Origin of the sequence: Ruegeria sp. HKCCD7296 (assembly GCF_013110775.1) — a bacterium.
Taxonomy (GTDB): domain Bacteria; phylum Pseudomonadota; class Alphaproteobacteria; order Rhodobacterales; family Rhodobacteraceae; genus Ruegeria.
This window is the reverse complement of the sequence record NZ_WVRF01000001.1, coordinates 329,500-344,704: the sequence shown is the minus strand read 5'-3', so window position 1 is coordinate 344,704 and position 15,205 is coordinate 329,500. Positions and strand designations below refer to the sequence as shown.

General features: G+C 57.3%; 17 protein-coding genes, 1 tRNA gene and 1 riboswitch. Of the genes, 7 read left to right on the top strand and 11 right to left on the bottom strand.

From position 1 onward, the window contains the following. Positions 1–22: 22 nt before the first annotated feature. The 3 genes from GS632_RS01725 to GS632_RS01715 form a co-directional block, all read right to left on the bottom strand. Positions 23–685 (bottom strand): HD domain-containing protein, encoded by a 663-nt coding sequence (locus GS632_RS01725; RefSeq protein ID WP_171178448.1) that lies wholly within the window; start codon positions 683–685, stop codon positions 23–25. Beyond that, the gene (gene aroC / locus GS632_RS01720) at positions 669–1,769 is read right to left on the bottom strand and encodes a chorismate synthase (RefSeq protein WP_171721621.1); all 1,101 of its coding nucleotides are present in this window, start codon (positions 1,767–1,769) and stop codon (positions 669–671) included. The genes GS632_RS01725 and aroC overlap by 17 nt, the downstream gene beginning before the upstream one ends. 148 nt (positions 1,770–1,917) lie before the next feature. Next, complete coding sequence (locus GS632_RS01715) at positions 1,918–2,358, bottom strand: 6,7-dimethyl-8-ribityllumazine synthase (protein ID WP_171721622.1); 441 nt, start codon at positions 2,356–2,358, stop codon at positions 1,918–1,920. A 73-nt stretch (positions 2,359–2,431) separates the two neighbouring features. Continuing rightward, a riboswitch (FMN riboswitch) is annotated at positions 2,432–2,632 on the bottom strand. 54 nt (positions 2,633–2,686) lie between these two features. Between GS632_RS01715 and GS632_RS01710 the strand changes: the two genes are divergently transcribed. Both GS632_RS01710 and GS632_RS01705 read left to right on the top strand, forming a co-directional pair. Further along, positions 2,687–3,301: an FMN-binding negative transcriptional regulator gene (locus GS632_RS01710; protein WP_171721623.1), complete on the top strand. Its 615-nt coding sequence runs from the start codon at positions 2,687–2,689 to the stop codon at positions 3,299–3,301. A gap of 70 nt (positions 3,302–3,371) precedes the next feature. Next, positions 3,372–3,980: a glutathione S-transferase gene (locus GS632_RS01705; RefSeq protein WP_171093023.1), complete on the top strand. Its 609-nt coding sequence runs from the start codon at positions 3,372–3,374 to the stop codon at positions 3,978–3,980. 22 nt (positions 3,981–4,002) lie between these two features. Here the strand turns inward: GS632_RS01705 and GS632_RS01700 are convergent, their stop codons facing one another. Next, positions 4,003–4,446, bottom strand: coding sequence for a cytochrome c family protein (locus GS632_RS01700; protein ID WP_171178439.1), 444 nt, complete (start codon positions 4,444–4,446; stop codon positions 4,003–4,005). Between the two features lie 464 nt (positions 4,447–4,910). Here GS632_RS01700 and petA point away from each other — a divergent pair, with 464 nt between their 5' ends. The 3 genes from petA to GS632_RS01685 are packed head-to-tail and all read left to right on the top strand — an operon-like array spanning position 4,911 to position 7,651. Continuing rightward, positions 4,911–5,495: a ubiquinol-cytochrome c reductase iron-sulfur subunit gene (gene petA / locus GS632_RS01695; RefSeq protein ID WP_171178437.1), complete on the top strand. Its 585-nt coding sequence runs from the start codon at positions 4,911–4,913 to the stop codon at positions 5,493–5,495. Positions 5,496–5,509: 14 nt separating this feature from the next. Next, entirely contained in the window at positions 5,510–6,841 is a 1,332-nt protein-coding gene (gene petB, locus GS632_RS01690) for a cytochrome b (protein WP_171093028.1), read from the top strand. 18 nt (positions 6,842–6,859) lie between these two features. Then, entirely contained in the window at positions 6,860–7,651 is a 792-nt protein-coding gene (locus tag GS632_RS01685; RefSeq protein WP_171721624.1) for a cytochrome c1, read from the top strand. Positions 7,652–7,795: 144 nt separating this feature from the next. Here the strand turns inward: GS632_RS01685 and mtaB are convergent, their stop codons facing one another. Both mtaB and dapF read right to left on the bottom strand, forming a co-directional pair. Then, the gene (gene mtaB / locus GS632_RS01680; RefSeq protein WP_171721625.1) at positions 7,796–9,052 is read right to left on the bottom strand and encodes a tRNA (N(6)-L-threonylcarbamoyladenosine(37)-C(2))-methylthiotransferase MtaB; all 1,257 of its coding nucleotides are present in this window, start codon (positions 9,050–9,052) and stop codon (positions 7,796–7,798) included. Continuing rightward, positions 9,049–9,882, bottom strand: coding sequence for a diaminopimelate epimerase (gene dapF / locus GS632_RS01675; RefSeq protein WP_171721626.1), 834 nt, complete (start codon positions 9,880–9,882; stop codon positions 9,049–9,051). The genes mtaB and dapF overlap by 4 nt, the downstream gene beginning before the upstream one ends. Positions 9,883–10,103: 221 nt before the next feature. Between dapF and GS632_RS01670 the strand changes: the two genes are divergently transcribed. Beyond that, positions 10,104–10,179 (top strand) — tRNA-Lys (locus tag GS632_RS01670). A 418-nt stretch (positions 10,180–10,597) separates the two neighbouring features. Then, positions 10,598–10,822 (top strand): hypothetical protein, encoded by a 225-nt coding sequence (locus GS632_RS01665; protein WP_171721627.1) that lies wholly within the window; start codon positions 10,598–10,600, stop codon positions 10,820–10,822. 29 nt (positions 10,823–10,851) lie between these two features. Here GS632_RS01665 and GS632_RS01660 read toward each other — a convergent pair whose 3' ends face one another. The 5 genes from GS632_RS01660 to GS632_RS01640 are packed head-to-tail and all read right to left on the bottom strand — an operon-like array spanning position 10,852 to position 15,058. Next, positions 10,852–11,394: a DUF3833 family protein gene (locus tag GS632_RS01660; protein ID WP_171721628.1), complete on the bottom strand. Its 543-nt coding sequence runs from the start codon at positions 11,392–11,394 to the stop codon at positions 10,852–10,854. Further along, positions 11,391–12,008 (bottom strand): DUF3833 domain-containing protein, encoded by a 618-nt coding sequence (locus tag GS632_RS01655; protein WP_171620284.1) that lies wholly within the window; start codon positions 12,006–12,008, stop codon positions 11,391–11,393. The genes GS632_RS01660 and GS632_RS01655 overlap by 4 nt, the downstream gene beginning before the upstream one ends. Further along, the gene (locus GS632_RS01650; protein WP_171178414.1) at positions 12,005–13,228 is read right to left on the bottom strand and encodes an MFS transporter; all 1,224 of its coding nucleotides are present in this window, start codon (positions 13,226–13,228) and stop codon (positions 12,005–12,007) included. Before GS632_RS01650 ends, GS632_RS01655 begins: the two co-directional genes overlap by 4 nt. Beyond that, positions 13,228–13,773: a hypothetical protein gene (locus GS632_RS01645; RefSeq protein WP_171721629.1), complete on the bottom strand. Its 546-nt coding sequence runs from the start codon at positions 13,771–13,773 to the stop codon at positions 13,228–13,230. The genes GS632_RS01650 and GS632_RS01645 overlap by 1 nt, the downstream gene beginning before the upstream one ends. After that, positions 13,727–15,058 (bottom strand): NAD(P)/FAD-dependent oxidoreductase, encoded by a 1,332-nt coding sequence (locus GS632_RS01640; protein ID WP_171721630.1) that lies wholly within the window; start codon positions 15,056–15,058, stop codon positions 13,727–13,729. The genes GS632_RS01645 and GS632_RS01640 overlap by 47 nt, the downstream gene beginning before the upstream one ends. Between the last annotated feature and the right edge of the window lie 147 nt (positions 15,059–15,205).

Below are 15,205 nucleotides of genomic sequence, written 5' to 3'. Positions count from 1 at the left end.
GGACAAAGATCAACGGGTGGGTTTAGTCATTCACCCAGGATTGAGGCAGAGAATTGCCGATTTCCTCGCCGAATTCTTCAAGAAAGCGGATCATACGCGTGGTGCGTTGTTCCGCAATCTGTCTGCCGGTCTGGGTCAGCATGTCGCCCGGCAGCCCCAGCAGTTTGACTTTCCAATGGTCGAGCGAGAAATGCAGGTCGTCCAATGGCCGGTTTTGGGCAAAGGGATCTGCCGCGTCATAAAGAGTACGCCCCAGTGCTCCGGAAACAGAAAAGTTGCGCGCAATACCAATGGCACCCAAAGCATCAAGCCGATCTGCATCGCGTAGGACACGCGCCTCGGCTGTTTTCGGAGTAATGTCGGCCGAGAAGCTATGGGCTTCGATTGCATGCTGGATGGCTCGGATCTGGTTCGAGTTATACCCCAAATCCTGCAGAATAGGCTCTGATTCCACTGCGGATTTGCGAGATGCCAGATGCCGATCAGGATCATCCTTGGGTAGATTTACCAGATCATGCAGATAACTTGCGGCCAGCAGCACGGACATATCGGTTTGATCATCTGCGATGGCCTGAGCGTTGGTCCAGACCCGATCCAGATGGGCCAGATCATGGGCTGGATCCGTTTCCATGCGATGCGCGACCACCGCACGTAGGCGCGTGCGCAGATCAGCCGATCCGTCCACGGTTCTCTCCGATCTGACCGCGATGCAGAAGCAGGTGGTCGAGGATCACGCAGGCCATCATCGCTTCGCCAACCGGAACCGCGCGGATGCCGACGCAGGGGTCGTGGCGGCCTTTGGTGATGATCTCGGTCTCTTCACCCGACTTGGTGATCGTTTTGCGTGTGGTCAAGATCGATGACGTAGGCTTCACGGCAAAGCGTACCACAATGTCCTGTCCGGTTGAGATACCGCCCAGAATGCCACCGGCGTGATTCGAGCTGTATTGCGGGCCGTTCTGGCCCATGAAGATCTCATCCGCATTGGCTTCGCCGGTCAGTTCCGCGGCCGCCATGCCTTCGCCAATTTCTACACCTTTGACGGCATTGATGGACATCATCGAAGCGGCCAGATCAGTGTCTAACTTGGCGTATACGGGCGCTCCGATTCCTGCTGGAACACCGCGCGCGACGACTTCGACCACAGCGCCGACCGAGTTGCCGGACTTGCGCAGATCATCCAGATACGCGGCCCAGTCCTCGGCCGCTTGCGCATCGGGTGTCCAGAACGGGTTCTGTTCGATCTGGGACCAGTCGAAATTTGCACGGTCGATTTTGTGCGGTCCAATTTGCGTCATGTAGCCTGTGATCTGCACATTCGGCGCGATCTGTTTGATCGCTTCACGCGCCAGCCCTCCGGCGGCAACACGTGACGCGGTTTCCCGCGCCGAGCTGCGCCCGCCTCCGCGATAGTCGCGGATGCCGTATTTCTGCCAATAGGTGATATCGGCGTGGCCCGGACGGAACTTTTCCATGATATCGCCGTAGTCTTTTGACCGCTGATCGGTATTCTCGATCATCAACTGCACCGGTGTACCGGTGGTCTGGCCTTCGAACACGCCGGACAGGACTTTCACCTGATCGGGTTCGCGCCGTTGGGTTGTGAACTTGTTTTGACCCGGTTTACGCTTGTCCAGCCAGTGCTGGATCATGGCTTCGTCGATTTGAACACCCGGAGGGCAGCCGTCGACCGTAGCGCCCAAAGCGGGACCATGGCTCTCGCCCCAGGTGGTGACGCGGAAGAGGTGTCCAAAACTGTTCATCGACATGGGGCGTGCTCCTTTGCGGGTCGTGATTAGCGGGCGCGGGTCCTGGCCTCAAGCGGAATTGCGTTTTGGAGGTGGTGGAGGGGACGTCGTCCCCTCTTGAGCCTGCGGCTCAATTCACCCCTGCCGTATTTGGGACAAGAAGAAGCGATCAGGCTGCGCTTGCGATTTTTGTGCGGATCTGGGTGATGCCGAGCGCGGCTTGAGCGGCTTCGCGGCCCTTTTGCACGAAGTGGTCGCGGTAGATGGCGTTGTGGTGCTCGGTCTCTTGATACTGGTGCGGCGTCAGCGAAACAGACAGGACAGGAACGCCGGTATCCATTCCTGCTCGCATTAGGCCATCGACCACTGCCTGCGCGACGAAGTCGTGCCGGTAAATTCCACCGTCCACCACAAAGGCGGCACAGGCAACGGCCGTGTACTTGCCGGTTTGCGCCAGATCGCGCGCCAGCAGAGGCATTTCGAACGCGCCGGGGACGTCGAAGACATCGACCTGCTCGGCGGGGATGAGTTCGAGGAAACCGTCAAGTGCACGGTCGACGATATCGGAATGCCAGTTGGCTTTGACAAAAGCATAGCGGGTGTGTGTCATCGTGATCTCCTTTCGTAACAGACACGTCACCCAAGGCGATCACGAACAAGCACACCGCTGGGCGGCGCTACTCGCACGTTCTCTTTCATCCGGACTGTAACCGTCGGCTCTGGCTTCTCACCAGATCTGCTTGACACCCATTTGTTGTTCCGAAACTTTTCCGAAAACGGGTTCCCGCTTTTCGGATCGTGGACACTTTTGGGCCGCTCGCGGGCTTACGGGTCGTCGCCCGCATACCGCCGGTGGGGAATTTCGCCCCGCCCTGAGAACAAGACGGACCTTGCATATCTTGGGTCTGGTCTGCAAGAGATTTGGCAGGAGGACCGCCATGCACCCGAACCCCGCCTTTCGCGCCGAGGACCGCACGCGCCATATTGCGTTTGCACGTGACCGAGGATTCGGTGTTTTGACCTTGTCGACAGATGGTGCCCCGCTGTTGAGCCATGTGCCGATTCTTCTGTCGGACGACGGCAGGGTGGCTGAACTGCATCTTGTCCGCTCAAATCCCATCGTGCGCGCCTTGGAAACGCCGAAAGCGGTGAAGATCGCGGTGCAGGGGGCGGATGGGTATATCTCGCCGGATTGGTACGAGGTGGAGGATCAGGTGCCAACCTGGAACTACGTGGCTGTGCATCTGACCGGACAGCTGGAGTTGCGCCCGCAGGAGGAGCTGTTGGATCTGTTGAACCGGCAATCGGCCTTCTATGAACAGCGCCTGCAACCTAAACCTCCATGGGCCGCAGGAAAGATGTCAGATGAGGCTTTGACCAAAATGATGCGGATGATCGTGCCGTGCCGAATACAGGTCGAGGATGTTCAGGGCACATGGAAGTTAAGCCAGAACAAACCTGATGATGTGCGCTTGCGGGCGTCTGAACAGGTTGCGTCGTCGGGGATCGGGTCCGAATTGAGTGTTCTGCAAGAGTTGATGCTCAAGGCTTAGCTGTCAGTGAAGTGTGGGCTTTCGTTTTTGTGGACCTCCTGTAAGGTCGGCGCAAACAGGGAGCCTGCCGATGAAACTCTACCACAGTCTGACCTCGCCCTATGTGCGCAAAGTCATGGTATTGCTGCATGAAACAGATCAGCTTGAAGATGTTGAGCTGGAGACCGTGGCCGGAACACCGATCTCACCGGCTGAGCCACTGGTTAGCAAAGCACCGTTGACAAAAGTTCCAGCGCTGGAGCGCCCGGACGGGCCTACCTTGTTCGACAGCCGGGTAATCTGTGCGTTTCTGGATGCCCGTGCTGGTGGAAAGTTATATCCCGAGGGCGCAGGTCGCTGGGATGTTCTGACACTCGAAGCGCTTGCTGACGGCATTCTGGATGCAGCCCTTTTGATGACTTACGAAGACCGCCTGCGTCCCGACGACAAAAAGTGGGATGCCTGGATTGAATCGCAGTGGGTCAAGATTGACCGGGCCTGTGCTGTACTGAACCAACGGTGGATGGCGCATTTGTCCGGCCCGTTGGATATGGGGCAGGTCGCCGTCGGCTGTGCGCTGGGTTATCTGGATCTGCGCCATGACGCGCGGGGGTGGCGCAAGGGTAATGACGCACTTGCCAAGTGGTTTGCGGAGTTTGGCGAGCGACCCAGCATGGTGGCCACCCGCCCTCAGGGCTAAGGCATCCTCAGCCGCATCTGCGTTACTGGCTGAACGTCGCCAGATAAGCAGCGATATCTTCCGCACCTTTCTTGAGCTTGACGCTCATGTTCGGGCGGGCGGTGTCATCGTCGAGATAATCCTTGATGAACCCGATGGGGTCTTTGGAATAGGCGGCGATGTTTTCTTCGGTCCAGACCAGACCTTCTTCACCGGCGCGGATCATGTCGTCGGTGAACATTCCGATGGGTAGGCGCTCGCTGCCATAACGGTAATCGTTCTCGGACCCGGCGACTCGTCCGATGACACCATAAAGATTCGGTCCGGTGATTCCGCCTTTGACCAGAACTTTTCCGTCTTTGATGATCGCGTGGCATGACGAGCAGCGGTTATAGATCGCCTTTCCCTTTTCGGGGTCACCTGCGGCAAGGGTCTGAGTGGACAGCGCCAGTGTAAGTAAAGCTGTGGTCAACAGGGTTTTTGACATAGGGGGTCTCCTGACAGGAGTTCGCGCGTTTTGCCCGCTGTCCTGTATTCGCGCAAAAAGTGCAACGGGGTAAACCTGCACAATTTGCAATTTAAATCATCTATTTGGGGAATATGATTTTGCAGAAAACAATCCCGTTCCCGCCGGTTGGATTGTGAACATTCAAGGCGCAATTCAGCGTTACATGGCTGGAACGCCCCGCGCCTGCTGGGCGTCGTCTTTGGTGTCTGCTGGCAATCGAATCAAAGCAGCCTGATTCGACCTGATCAACAAAGTTGAGCGCAAGATTCACCAAAAAAACGGCCTCGTTCCCTAAATGAAGCGGCACATGCGGCGTATTGCGCGTTTATGAACGCTGGACGAACACTATTCTCCCCGATAGTAAGCGCGTTTAAGACGCCGCTTTCACGCGGTGCGCGAGCTTTTTGCCCGTCCGCGGGCGCCAGACAATCGGAGATAACCTCGTGTCCCACGCAGAAGACCACGAAGGCACCCGCAGAGATTTCCTGTATTACGTCGCTGGCGGCGCAGGTGTCGTTGCGACGGGTGCAGCCGTATGGCCCCTGATCAACCAAATGAACCCGTCAGCAGACGTGCAGGCGCTTTCGTCGATCCGCACGGATGTGAGCGGGGTCGAGCCGGGTACACAGCTGACCGTCAAGTGGCTGGGAAAACCCGTCTTTATCCGTCACCGCACTGGTGCTGAGATTGCCGAAGCGCAGCAGCAGGATGAGGAAGCCATTGGCAGCCTGCCTGATCCGTTGGCACGGAACTTCAACCTGAACGCGGATGCGCCCGCGACTGATGCAAACCGTGTTATGCCGTCGCCCGAAGGCGAGGCAGAGGGCGCGTGGATTGTTCAGATGGGCGTTTGCACCCACTTGGGCTGTGTCCCCTTGGGCGACGCTGGCGATTTCGGCGGTTGGTTCTGCCCCTGCCACGGTTCGCACTACGACCTTGCTGGCCGGATCCGCAAAGGCCCCGCTCCTGAGAACCTGCCTGTTCCACCCGCAGAGTGGGTCGACGCAACAACCATCAAACTCGGCTAAGGGAGACCCAGTTTATGTCCGGAATTCCCCACGATCATTACGAGCCGAAGTCAGACGGCGAAAAGTGGCTGAACAGCCGCCTTCCCATCGTCGGCCTGCTGTATGACACCCTGATGATCCCGACCCCCAAGAACCTGAACTGGTGGTGGATCTGGGGCATCGTCCTGGCGTTCTGCCTGGCGCTGCAAATCGTTACCGGCATCATCCTGGTGATGCACTACACCCCGCATGTCGATCTGGCCTTTGCCAGCGTCGAGCACATCATGCGTAACGTGAATGGCGGCTACTTCATCCGTTATCTGCATATGAACGGCGCATCGCTGTTCTTTGTTGCGGTCTACATTCACATGTTCCGCGGCCTGTATTACGGCTCGTACAAAGCCCCGCGTGAAATCACGTGGATCATCGGTATGCTCATCTACCTGATGATGATGGGTACCGCGTTCATGGGCTACGTTCTGCCTTGGGGCCAGATGTCCTTCTGGGGCGCGACAGTGATTACCGGCCTGTTTGGTGCGATCCCGTTTGTGGGTGAAGCGATCCAGACTTGGCTGTTGGGCGGACCCGCCGTGGACAACGCCACGCTGAACCGCTTCTTCTCGCTGCACTACCTGCTGCCGTTCATCATCGCGGCGCTGGTCATCGTGCATATCTGGGCTTTCCACACCACCGGCAACAACAACCCCACGGGCGTTGAAGTGCGCCGTGGTTCAAAAGCCGAGGCCGAGAAAGACACATTGCCGTTCTGGCCCTACTTCGTGATCAAGGACCTGTTTGCGCTGGCCGTAATCCTGGTCGTGTTCTGGGCAATCGTCGGCTTTATGCCGAACTACCTGGGCCACCCGGACAACTACATCGAAGCCAACCCGCTGGTCACACCTGCGCACATCGTTCCGGAATGGTATTTCCTACCGTTCTACGCGATCCTGCGTGCCTTCACCGGTGAGGTCTGGGTTGTTCAGTTCGCCAGCTTTATCACCGGTGGCATCATCGACGCCAAGTTCTTCGGTGTGATTGCGATGTTTGGTGCGATCCTGGCCATGGCGCTGGCGCCCTGGCTGGACACATCGAGCGTGCGTTCGGGTAAATACCGTCCGATGTTCAAATGGTGGTTCTACCTGCTGATCATCGACTTCTTTGCCCTGATGTGGCTGGGTGCGATGCCCGCGGAAGAGCCCTATGCGACCTTCTCGCTGATCGCGTCTGCCTACTGGTTCGCCTATTTCTTCGTTATCTTGCCGATCCTGGGTGTTATCGAAAAACCGCTGACCCCACCGGAGACCATCGAAGAAGACTTCAACGCGCATTATGGCAAGGCTGACGCCGAAGCCACGCCGGCCGAGTAAGAAGAGGGACCGGATACCATGTTCAAGAAACTTGCAATCGGCGCTGCGTTTGCTCTGGCCCTGACCCCTGCTGCATCTTTTGCGGCAGGTGGTGGCGATCAGCATATCGAAGATTTCGCCTTTTCGTTCGAAGGTCCGTTTGGCACCTGGGATCAAAACCAGCTGCAACGCGGTCTGCAAATCTATACCGAGGTTTGCGCAGCCTGCCACGGCCTGCAATATGTTCCCCTGCGTGATCTGGAAGCGCTGGGTTACAACGAAGAGCAGGTCATCACCTATGCGGCGGACAATTTTGAAGTTTTCGATCCTGAATTGGACGACTTCCGCCCGGCGATCCCGACCGATCACTTCCCGGCCAATACTGCCGTCGGCGCACCGGACCTAAGCCTGATGGCCAAAGCCCGCGCGGGTTTCCACGGCCCTTACGGGTTGGGCATCAACCAGCTGGTCAAAGGCATGGGCGGCGCGGAATACATCGCCTCGCTGCTGGACGGCTATACTGGCAAGGAAAAGGAAGAGGCAGGCACCATCCTGTACGAAAACACCGCTTTCCCGGGCGGCTGGATTTCGATGGGCCCGCCACTGGCAGATGAACAGGTTGAGTTTGCTGATGGTCACTCGAACTCGGTCGAGCATATGTCGGAAGACGTTGCGGCCTTCCTGATGTGGGCGGCTGAGCCCAAGATGATGGATCGCAAGAACGCCGGTTTTGTTGGCGTAATCTTCCTGTCTATTCTGTCAGTTCTGCTGTATCTGGTGAACAAGCGCCTCTGGGCACCACACAAGGGCAAGCTCCGTCCAGAGGATTGATCCTTTTTCGGAATTAGAAATCGAAACCCCCGCGCCCACCCGGTTGCGGGGGTTTTCTTTGCGAACTAGCTAAAAAGGGGCCAGCCCCTTCTTGGCCTTTGGCCAATTCATCCCCGAGGTATTTTGAGCCAGATGAAGGGCGGATCAGACGATGAGTTGATCTGCAGTTTTTCCAGTGATCGCAGCCGTTACGATCTGACCTTCGGACTGAGGCGTGGCGAAGGACACTTCGGTGAATTGCTCGGTCCGGCCCATATGGGGGTTTTCCATCAGGATGTGATGGGTTTTGCCGATCTGTTCCGATAGGTGCTTTGAGACCTGAGCATCCCCGGCCGCGCGCAGTCGGGCCGCGCGGTCTTTGATCACCGCTCCATTGATTTGCTGCGGGATTCGTGCGGCAGGCGTGCCGTCACGCTTGGAGTATGGGAAGACGTGCAGCCAGGTGAGATTGCAGTCTTTGACCAGCCTGAGCGAGTTTTCGAAATGCTCTTCGGATTCCGTAGGAAACCCCGCGATAATATCGGCACCAAACGTCATGTCAGGGCGCAGCTTTCGGGCGTCTTCGGTAAATCGGATCGCGTCGTCGCGCAGGTGGCGGCGTTTCATCCGTTTCAGAATCAGGTCGTCCCCATGCTGAAGCGAGAGGTGCAGGTGTGGCATCAGGCGCGGCTCGGTCGCGATGGCTTGCATCAGGTTTTCGTCGACCTCGATCGAATCGATTGAACTGATCCGAAGGCGCGGCAGGTCTGGCACCAGTGTGAGGATGCGCATCACTAGATCGCCAAGCCTGGGTTCTGCGGGCAGGTCGGCCCCCCACGAGGTGAGATCGACCCCAGTCAGAACCACTTCGTTGTAGCCCTTGTCAACAAGCCGCTTGATCTGATCCACAACAACGCCCGCAGGGACGCTGCGAGAGTTGCCGCGGCCATAGGGGATGATGCAGAAGGTGCAGCGGTGATCACAGCCGTTTTGAACCTGCACATAGGCGCGTGAGCGTGTGCCAAAGCCGTCGATCAGGTGGCCCGCCGTTTCGGTCACGGACATGATGTCATCAACCTGAACGGACTCGGTCTCGCCAATGAAATCGGCGGCCATGCCTTTCCAGGTTGCGGGTTGCATTTTCTCGGTATTGCCGATGACCGCATCGACCTCGTCCATTTGGGCAAAGGTCTCTGGTTCAGTTTGGGCGGCGCATCCGGTGACGATCAGACGGGCGTTGGGGTTTTCGCGCCGCAATTTGCGGATCTCTTGCCGGGCTTTGCGGACAGCCTCAGCCGTCACCGCGCATGTGTTCACCACCACAGCATCGGTCAGACCTGCCTGCTGTGACAGCTCTTTCATTGCCTCGGTCTCATAGGCGTTCAGGCGGCAGCCCAAAGTGGTGAACTTGGGCGGGTTCATCCCAAAGACCCCAAGAACTCAGGGGTGAGGGTGCCCGAGAAGACATGCGCTGTCGGGCCGGTCATCCAGACTCCATCCTCGCGCCAGTCGATCCAGATCGTGCCGCCATCCAACTCGATCTGAACTTTGCGCCCCGTGAGACCGCGTCTTGCGGCTGCAACCGCCGTCGCGCAGGAGGATGAGCCAGATGCCAATGTGATCCCGGCACCACGCTCCCAAACGCGCATACGGATATTGTCCGGGCCAATCACCTGTGCGACCTGAACGTTGGTGCGCTCTGGGTAGAGTGGATGGTGTTCGTAACGCGCGCCAAACTCGTTCAGCGGAATTGCCTCGGCGTCTTCGACAAAGAAGGTGCAATGCGGATTGCCCATGCCGGTTGCCGTAGGCGCACCTTCGATCGGCAACTCCAGCGTGTCCATCTCCTCCGCCAGCGGTATGTCCTGCCAGTCCAGTTGAGGCTGTCCCATATTCACCGAGGTCAGACCATTGCCGACATCTTTTGCAAAGAGGGCACCGCGTTCGGTTGTCAGGGCCAATTCGGACTTCCCGGTCTCATCCATCAGAAACCGCGCGATGCAGCGTGTTGCATTGCCACATGCGGCCGAGGTAGATCCGTCTGAATTGTAGAAGACCAGATGTGCGTCCGCCTGGCCGTTTTCGATTACAGCCAATTGGTCGAAACCCACCCCAAACTGCCGATGGCCGATTCCCTTTGCGAGAGCCGGTGTGATCTGGGAATCGCGCCCGCGCGCATCCACGATGACAAAGTCATTTCCCAGCCCGTGCATCTTCATGAAGGGCAAACCGGTATCGAGTCTCTGTTGCATGGCGGCGATATAACCCCGGTCCGAACATGAATCCACCCTGTTGCGCAGAATCGTGAAAAAAGGGGTTGACCCCCCTGCGACACCTGCCTAATTAGGCCGCCTATCGGGTCGCCGGAAACACAAGATGTGATGGCGAAACGAGGCGTAAAATAAGGGCTTGAACCTGATCAGGGAATTGCCTTAAAGAGCGCCACGGATCGAAGAGATCCAACAAAAAGAGTGGGCCGTTAGCTCAGTTGGTAGAGCAACTGACTTTTAATCAGTGGGTCGCAGGTTCGAATCCTGCACGGCTCACCACTTTTTTAAAATTAAGGCGTTCAGTAAGCGGGTTTGGTGCGAAGACGACCGGGCCTATATGTATGGCTCACCAAGCTGCGTGTGCGACTTGGGCGTGATTTGAGTCTCTTGAAAGCGGGTCAGGCGCGATCGTTAAGCCTTTGCGGGTCGTGCGCGAATTTCGTACAGCCACGAACCTATTACTAATGCGGTTTTGCGCCATCGGTCCATCGCTGCGTGAGGCCTCCAACCTTCGGTAGACCCCGTTGGGCTCCCATGTAAGGACAAAAACAAATGGTCCTTTAAATGGTGCTTTCGTACCAGGACCACGTCGGAGAGGCCGCCGGGCGCTATTTTGCCTATGTAAAATTGCTTTTAACTTACAAACCCGATAGGTTTTTGGAAAAGGTGGTCAACACCGGGGGCAGTGAGAGCGCAAATGCGACAGGCGAAAAAACGTGTTGTGCGGGCGAGTGTGCCTGCAGGTATGGTGGGCAAACGGGATGGTCTGTTTTTCCTTTGGGGCCAGATTGAGCGGGCGCGTCTTAATTTGGAGAACACAGTTCCTCCTGACGGAACCGTTCCGGATGGGTCAGGCATGAACAGGAACGGCAGTACAAATCGAAAAGTGCAAGCCCCGGTAGACGAGTTTATTTTCTACTGATTCCGGAAGACCAGTTGATCCAGCTTCGGCTATCGCTTTTCGAAGAAGAGGATCACTTCGCCCAGACGTACGCCATAGCGTGAGACGTAAGCGCGATTAAGAAGCCGATCATCATCCAACAACCACATCCAATCGTCGAATTTGACGCGCATCGTCCCGTCCTTGATCGGCAGGTCGATCTTGTATTTCCAATTGAACGTATCTCCGCGCTCAATCCCGCTGGCGGTGCCCAACACACCGGGGGCTGTACCGGTCCAGGTATCCTCACCGGTTTTCGTCAGCGTCCAGATACGCTGTTCGGTGGCGCCATCGTCATAAGCGAAATCTTCGACTAGCGTCAGGGTTTCACCATCCCATGTCCCGTCGATATCGACGGTGAATCTACGGGGGATATTGCCCAAAATGTCCTGAAACTGACCATAAGCCACCGTTTTGCCTTCGAAAAATTCTTCGAGGTTCAGTTGCCGGTCGGACAAGAAGGTCTTGGGCACCTTCGGCTTGCTGGAACAGGCCGCCAAAAGCGCAAGGCTTGCTATGGCAAGAAAGGTGAGAAGGGTACGGAACACACTCATTGCAATGGTTTCCCTTCGGATGTCGCATCATACCCGTTTGCACCTGGCACGTGCGTGGTTTTCACATCGGGAGCAGGGCGCATCGTAGCGACCAGTTCAGCAACCTTGAGGCCGAACTTGCGCATCTCGGATCGGTTCATGATGACGCCGTGTTCCGTCAGATACATCCAGTCTGTGACGTCCAAAGTGTGCCCCCCCGCATCTTCGGGCAGGATGATCCGATAGGTCAGTTTGACGGTTGAGCCTGAGATGACGCCCTGACCCTCACCGACGATATCGTCCGCCGTTGCGGTGAACGTGTTGCCGGTGCCCAGTGTCAGATACCACTTTCGGTTCATCTGTTTGCCGTTGGAATAGGTGAAGTATTCCGACAGCGTGCCCGAATTTCCGCTCCATTCGCCGACCATGCGCGCGACAAAGCTGTTCGACATCTTCCCATTGGGGCCATAAATCAGCCCTTCGGACAGGATTTCTCCGTTAAGATGCTCTTTCAGTGAAAAGGCAGGTCCGGTTCCCGAGTAGTCGGATGGAGATTGCGCGCGAAAGCTCAGCAGACGGGCGCGGATGAAAACTGCGATCAAAAGGACCAGCAGGATGATGGCGATAGCGTTCATTTGCTTGTGACCTCGGTGGGCAGGGTCAAGACCATTCCAAACGCGCCGAGCTTGAGGATGCAGGGCAGCACCGCATAAGCAAGGTTGAGTGTCTCTAGCGCGACAGCAGAATTGGCTTGACCGGGGGTGAAGCCGCTGCGTTCCAGCAGTGGCAAGGTGAAAAAGGCAGCCAGGGCGAGGCCAAGCTTGCCTGCGAAAGACCAGATGCCAAACGCCGCAGAGGCGTTCAGCCCGGCCCGGGTCAAGACGACCGAGAACATAGCGGGCAGCACGACCATATCCGCACCTAAGGCAGCGCCCGAGGCAAGGCAGATCACGGCAAACCCGGTTAGATTCCCAGCGCTCAGGGTGGCGGCACCGATAAACCCTGCGATTGAGAGGGGCATGGCAATCATCAGAGTCTGTTTCGGGCCAATCCGGTTGGAGAGTTTGGCCCAAAGCGGCACGCTTGCGCCCGCGCTGAGGAAGAACAGGATCAACAGCGGGCCTGCTTTGCCCGGCAGTTGCAACCGATCTTCAACAAAAAACAAAAACAGCGTCGAGGTGATGGCTACGGGCAGGCTGTTAACCAGGGCAAGCGCCAGCAGGCGCAACCCTCCGGCCTGACCCAGCCCTGCAAAAGACAGACCGGTGCCGGTGATCGGCGTACGCCTCCAGATCGGAATAGTCAGCAGCAGGGTCAGAACGGACAGCAGCCCCAGAAACACTCCAAAAGCAGGATAGCCTTGGGCTTGCGCGCCGAAAGCAACCAAAAGAGCTGGAGCGCTGGCAGCGATGACCACGCCGGTCAGTTGCCCGCCTTCGCGAAAGGCGGCCAAGGTCATCAGTTCTTGCGGGTCTGGACGTTTCGCCAAAGTTGCGCTGCGACCATACAAAAGGATGGTTCCCAGGCTGTAAGCCGAGAAAAGCAGGATCAAAACCGCGATCAGCGCGGCGACACTGACACCCTGCGGCAAGCTAAAGAGCAAAGGGAAACCGACCGCCAACCCCAACGCCGCTAGAGAGGCAAATACAAGCTGGCCCTTTGGCCACTTGTCGATTGCCCAGCCAATCAACGGGTCCTGAACCAAATCAACAAGGCGGATCACCAGAAGAACAGTTCCAATTACACCCAGGCCAATACCTAAATTCACCGCCGCAAAGCGCGGCAGGTGGATATAAAGCGGGATGCCCGCCGCAGCGAGCATCAGCGCATACAGGCTGACCCGAGGATAAAGCATCAGCGCCCCTGCAGTTTCTGCGTGAACGACGCCGATCGCGTGTTGTCCCCCAGAAACACGGACATGAAACTACGCTTGATGCCCGGATAGGACATAGTGCAGGTTTTTTGCCCGTTCAGCCAGAAGCTTACGTTATCCGGCCCGTTGGACACCGCGAGAAAGCTGTCCCCCTTGGTCACGGCTTTGAAGCACTGGTCCAATTGGTTGCGTACCGGGGCAGAGCGTCCGATCCGGTCCATCTCGTCCAGGGTCGAGTTGACCAGCGCTTTCTTCTTGAAGTTCTTGCGGTAGGTCAGTTGCAGGCCGATGTCTTCGCTCCAACTAAACGGAGCGCCGCCGGGGGTATAGAGTTTGGCGTCATAGAGCGGCAGACCCAGATATCGAAAAGTCGCTGAGCCACGCAGTTGCGCGTCCTTTAACTCTTCAGTCACAGGTGATGCCAGCACTGCTGATGGGGCCAGCAGCGCCACGGTCAGTAGCGCTGCGCGCAAAATTCCCTTATTCGGCCGCCACAGGGATGGCCGGGTCGTTCCCAGAAATGCCATTGTCAGCTCCGATGGTTTGCGGGGTGCCATTAATTTGCGCAACGACATGCATCGCGCTGGCAATCCCGTCTTCGTGAAATCCGTGCCGGTTATAAGCACCGGCAAACCAAGTTCGGTTCTGTCCCTGCATCTCGCGGATTTGCCCTTGTGCCTTCAGGGCGGCTTTGTCGAATACCGGATGGGCAAATTCGACCTGATCATAGATTTTGTCCGCGGGAATTTCTGATGAGGCGTTCAGCGTCACAAACAGGGGATCGCTGTCCGGGATGTTCTGAAGCCGGTTCATCCAATAGGTCACGCCCACATTTCCGGCTTGCGAGCGATAGGTCCAACTGGACCAACACGCGCGCCGCTTGGGCATTTGGCGTTGGTCGCAGTGCAGTATGGCGGTGTTGGGTTGATAGCGGATCGCGCCCAAAGCTGCGGCCTCGGCCGGGGTTGCGCCTTCGCCCAAAATGGCGAGGGACTGGTCCGAGTGGGTCGCCAGGATGATCTCGTCGAATTGATCCGTATGCCCCTGGCTGGTGACGCTGACGCCCATGTCGTCGCGATGAACGTGTTGAACCGGGGCGGCCAGTCGGATGTCGCAGCCACGTGCGCGCAGAGCGGCGTCTATGCGGCGGACGTATTCGATGCTACCGCCGTTGACTGTATACCATTGATGCTGATTGGCACGCCCACTCGCCAGCAACGCATGGTTGCGGAAGAACTGCACAAGCGAACGGGCCGGGAACTGATCTACGAACTCAACCGGCGTGGACCAGATCGCGCCGCACATGGGCATCAGATAGTTGTGCCGGAACCAGTGACCCAGACGCAGTTGATCGACCAGTTCACCAATCGTTGTGTCGTCGTCCTTGGCGGCCTCGGGCGCTTCTTTGCCGAAGCGTATGATGTCTGCAATCATCTTGTAATAGGCAGGGCGCGCCAGATTGCGTTTCTGCGCCGTCAGCGTGCGCAGATTGTTCAACCCGTATTCGATGCGGCCATTGTCGATGGTCGCGCCAAAGCTCATTTCGCTTTTGGTGACGGGTACGTTCAGCTCGTCAAAAAGCTGCGTCAGGTAAGGGTAGGTTGCGTAATTGAAAACGATAAAGCCGGTGTCGACCGGCTGGTCGCCGTTTTTGCCAGCCATCACCGTGCGGGCATGACCACCCAGCCTGGGTTCGGCTTCATACACCGTCACGTCGTTGTTTTCTGAAAGGTAATACGCGGCAGAGAGACCCGAAACGCCTGCACCTACAATCGCAATTTTCTTCCGTACACCCCGGGTTTCGTCGAACATTCCAGCCTCGTTATGTGACATTTTACAATGAGATACGCAGGGTATGCCGTGCTGGATCAATCCGGATAGAAGTTTTTAACAGATGCACTATCTTGTGACTTCGGGTTTCAGCGCCCGCTTCCTTGCGTCACCCTATGATCCACTGCG

What these genes read in the sequence shown, in the direction of transcription:
- dapF (WP_171721626.1), bottom strand. Translation starts at nt 9,882, where the DNA reads ATGCAACAGAGACTCGATACCGGTTTGCCCTTCATGAAGATGCACGGG.
- GS632_RS01710 (WP_171721623.1), top strand. Translation starts at nt 2,687, where the DNA reads ATGCACCCGAACCCCGCCTTTCGCGCCGAGGACCGCACGCGCCATATT.
- GS632_RS01700 (WP_171178439.1), bottom strand. Translation starts at nt 4,446, where the DNA reads ATGTCAAAAACCCTGTTGACCACAGCTTTACTTACACTGGCGCTGTCC.
- GS632_RS01705 (WP_171093023.1), top strand. Translation starts at nt 3,372, where the DNA reads ATGAAACTCTACCACAGTCTGACCTCGCCCTATGTGCGCAAAGTCATG.
- GS632_RS01685 (WP_171721624.1), top strand. Translation starts at nt 6,860, where the DNA reads ATGTTCAAGAAACTTGCAATCGGCGCTGCGTTTGCTCTGGCCCTGACC.
- GS632_RS01715 (WP_171721622.1), bottom strand. Translation starts at nt 2,358, where the DNA reads ATGACACACACCCGCTATGCTTTTGTCAAAGCCAACTGGCATTCCGAT.
- GS632_RS01640 (WP_171721630.1), bottom strand. Translation starts at nt 15,058, where the DNA reads ATGTTCGACGAAACCCGGGGTGTACGGAAGAAAATTGCGATTGTAGGT.
- GS632_RS01660 (WP_171721628.1), bottom strand. Translation starts at nt 11,394, where the DNA reads ATGAGTGTGTTCCGTACCCTTCTCACCTTTCTTGCCATAGCAAGCCTT.
- GS632_RS01650 (WP_171178414.1), bottom strand. Translation starts at nt 13,228, where the DNA reads ATGCTTTATCCTCGGGTCAGCCTGTATGCGCTGATGCTCGCTGCGGCG.
- petB (WP_171093028.1), top strand. Translation starts at nt 5,510, where the DNA reads ATGTCCGGAATTCCCCACGATCATTACGAGCCGAAGTCAGACGGCGAA.
- mtaB (WP_171721625.1), bottom strand. Translation starts at nt 9,052, where the DNA reads ATGAACCCGCCCAAGTTCACCACTTTGGGCTGCCGCCTGAACGCCTAT.
- aroC (WP_171721621.1), bottom strand. Translation starts at nt 1,769, where the DNA reads ATGTCGATGAACAGTTTTGGACACCTCTTCCGCGTCACCACCTGGGGC.
- GS632_RS01655 (WP_171620284.1), bottom strand. Translation starts at nt 12,008, where the DNA reads ATGAACGCTATCGCCATCATCCTGCTGGTCCTTTTGATCGCAGTTTTC.
- GS632_RS01645 (WP_171721629.1), bottom strand. Translation starts at nt 13,773, where the DNA reads ATGGCATTTCTGGGAACGACCCGGCCATCCCTGTGGCGGCCGAATAAG.
- GS632_RS01665 (WP_171721627.1), top strand. Translation starts at nt 10,598, where the DNA reads ATGCGACAGGCGAAAAAACGTGTTGTGCGGGCGAGTGTGCCTGCAGGT.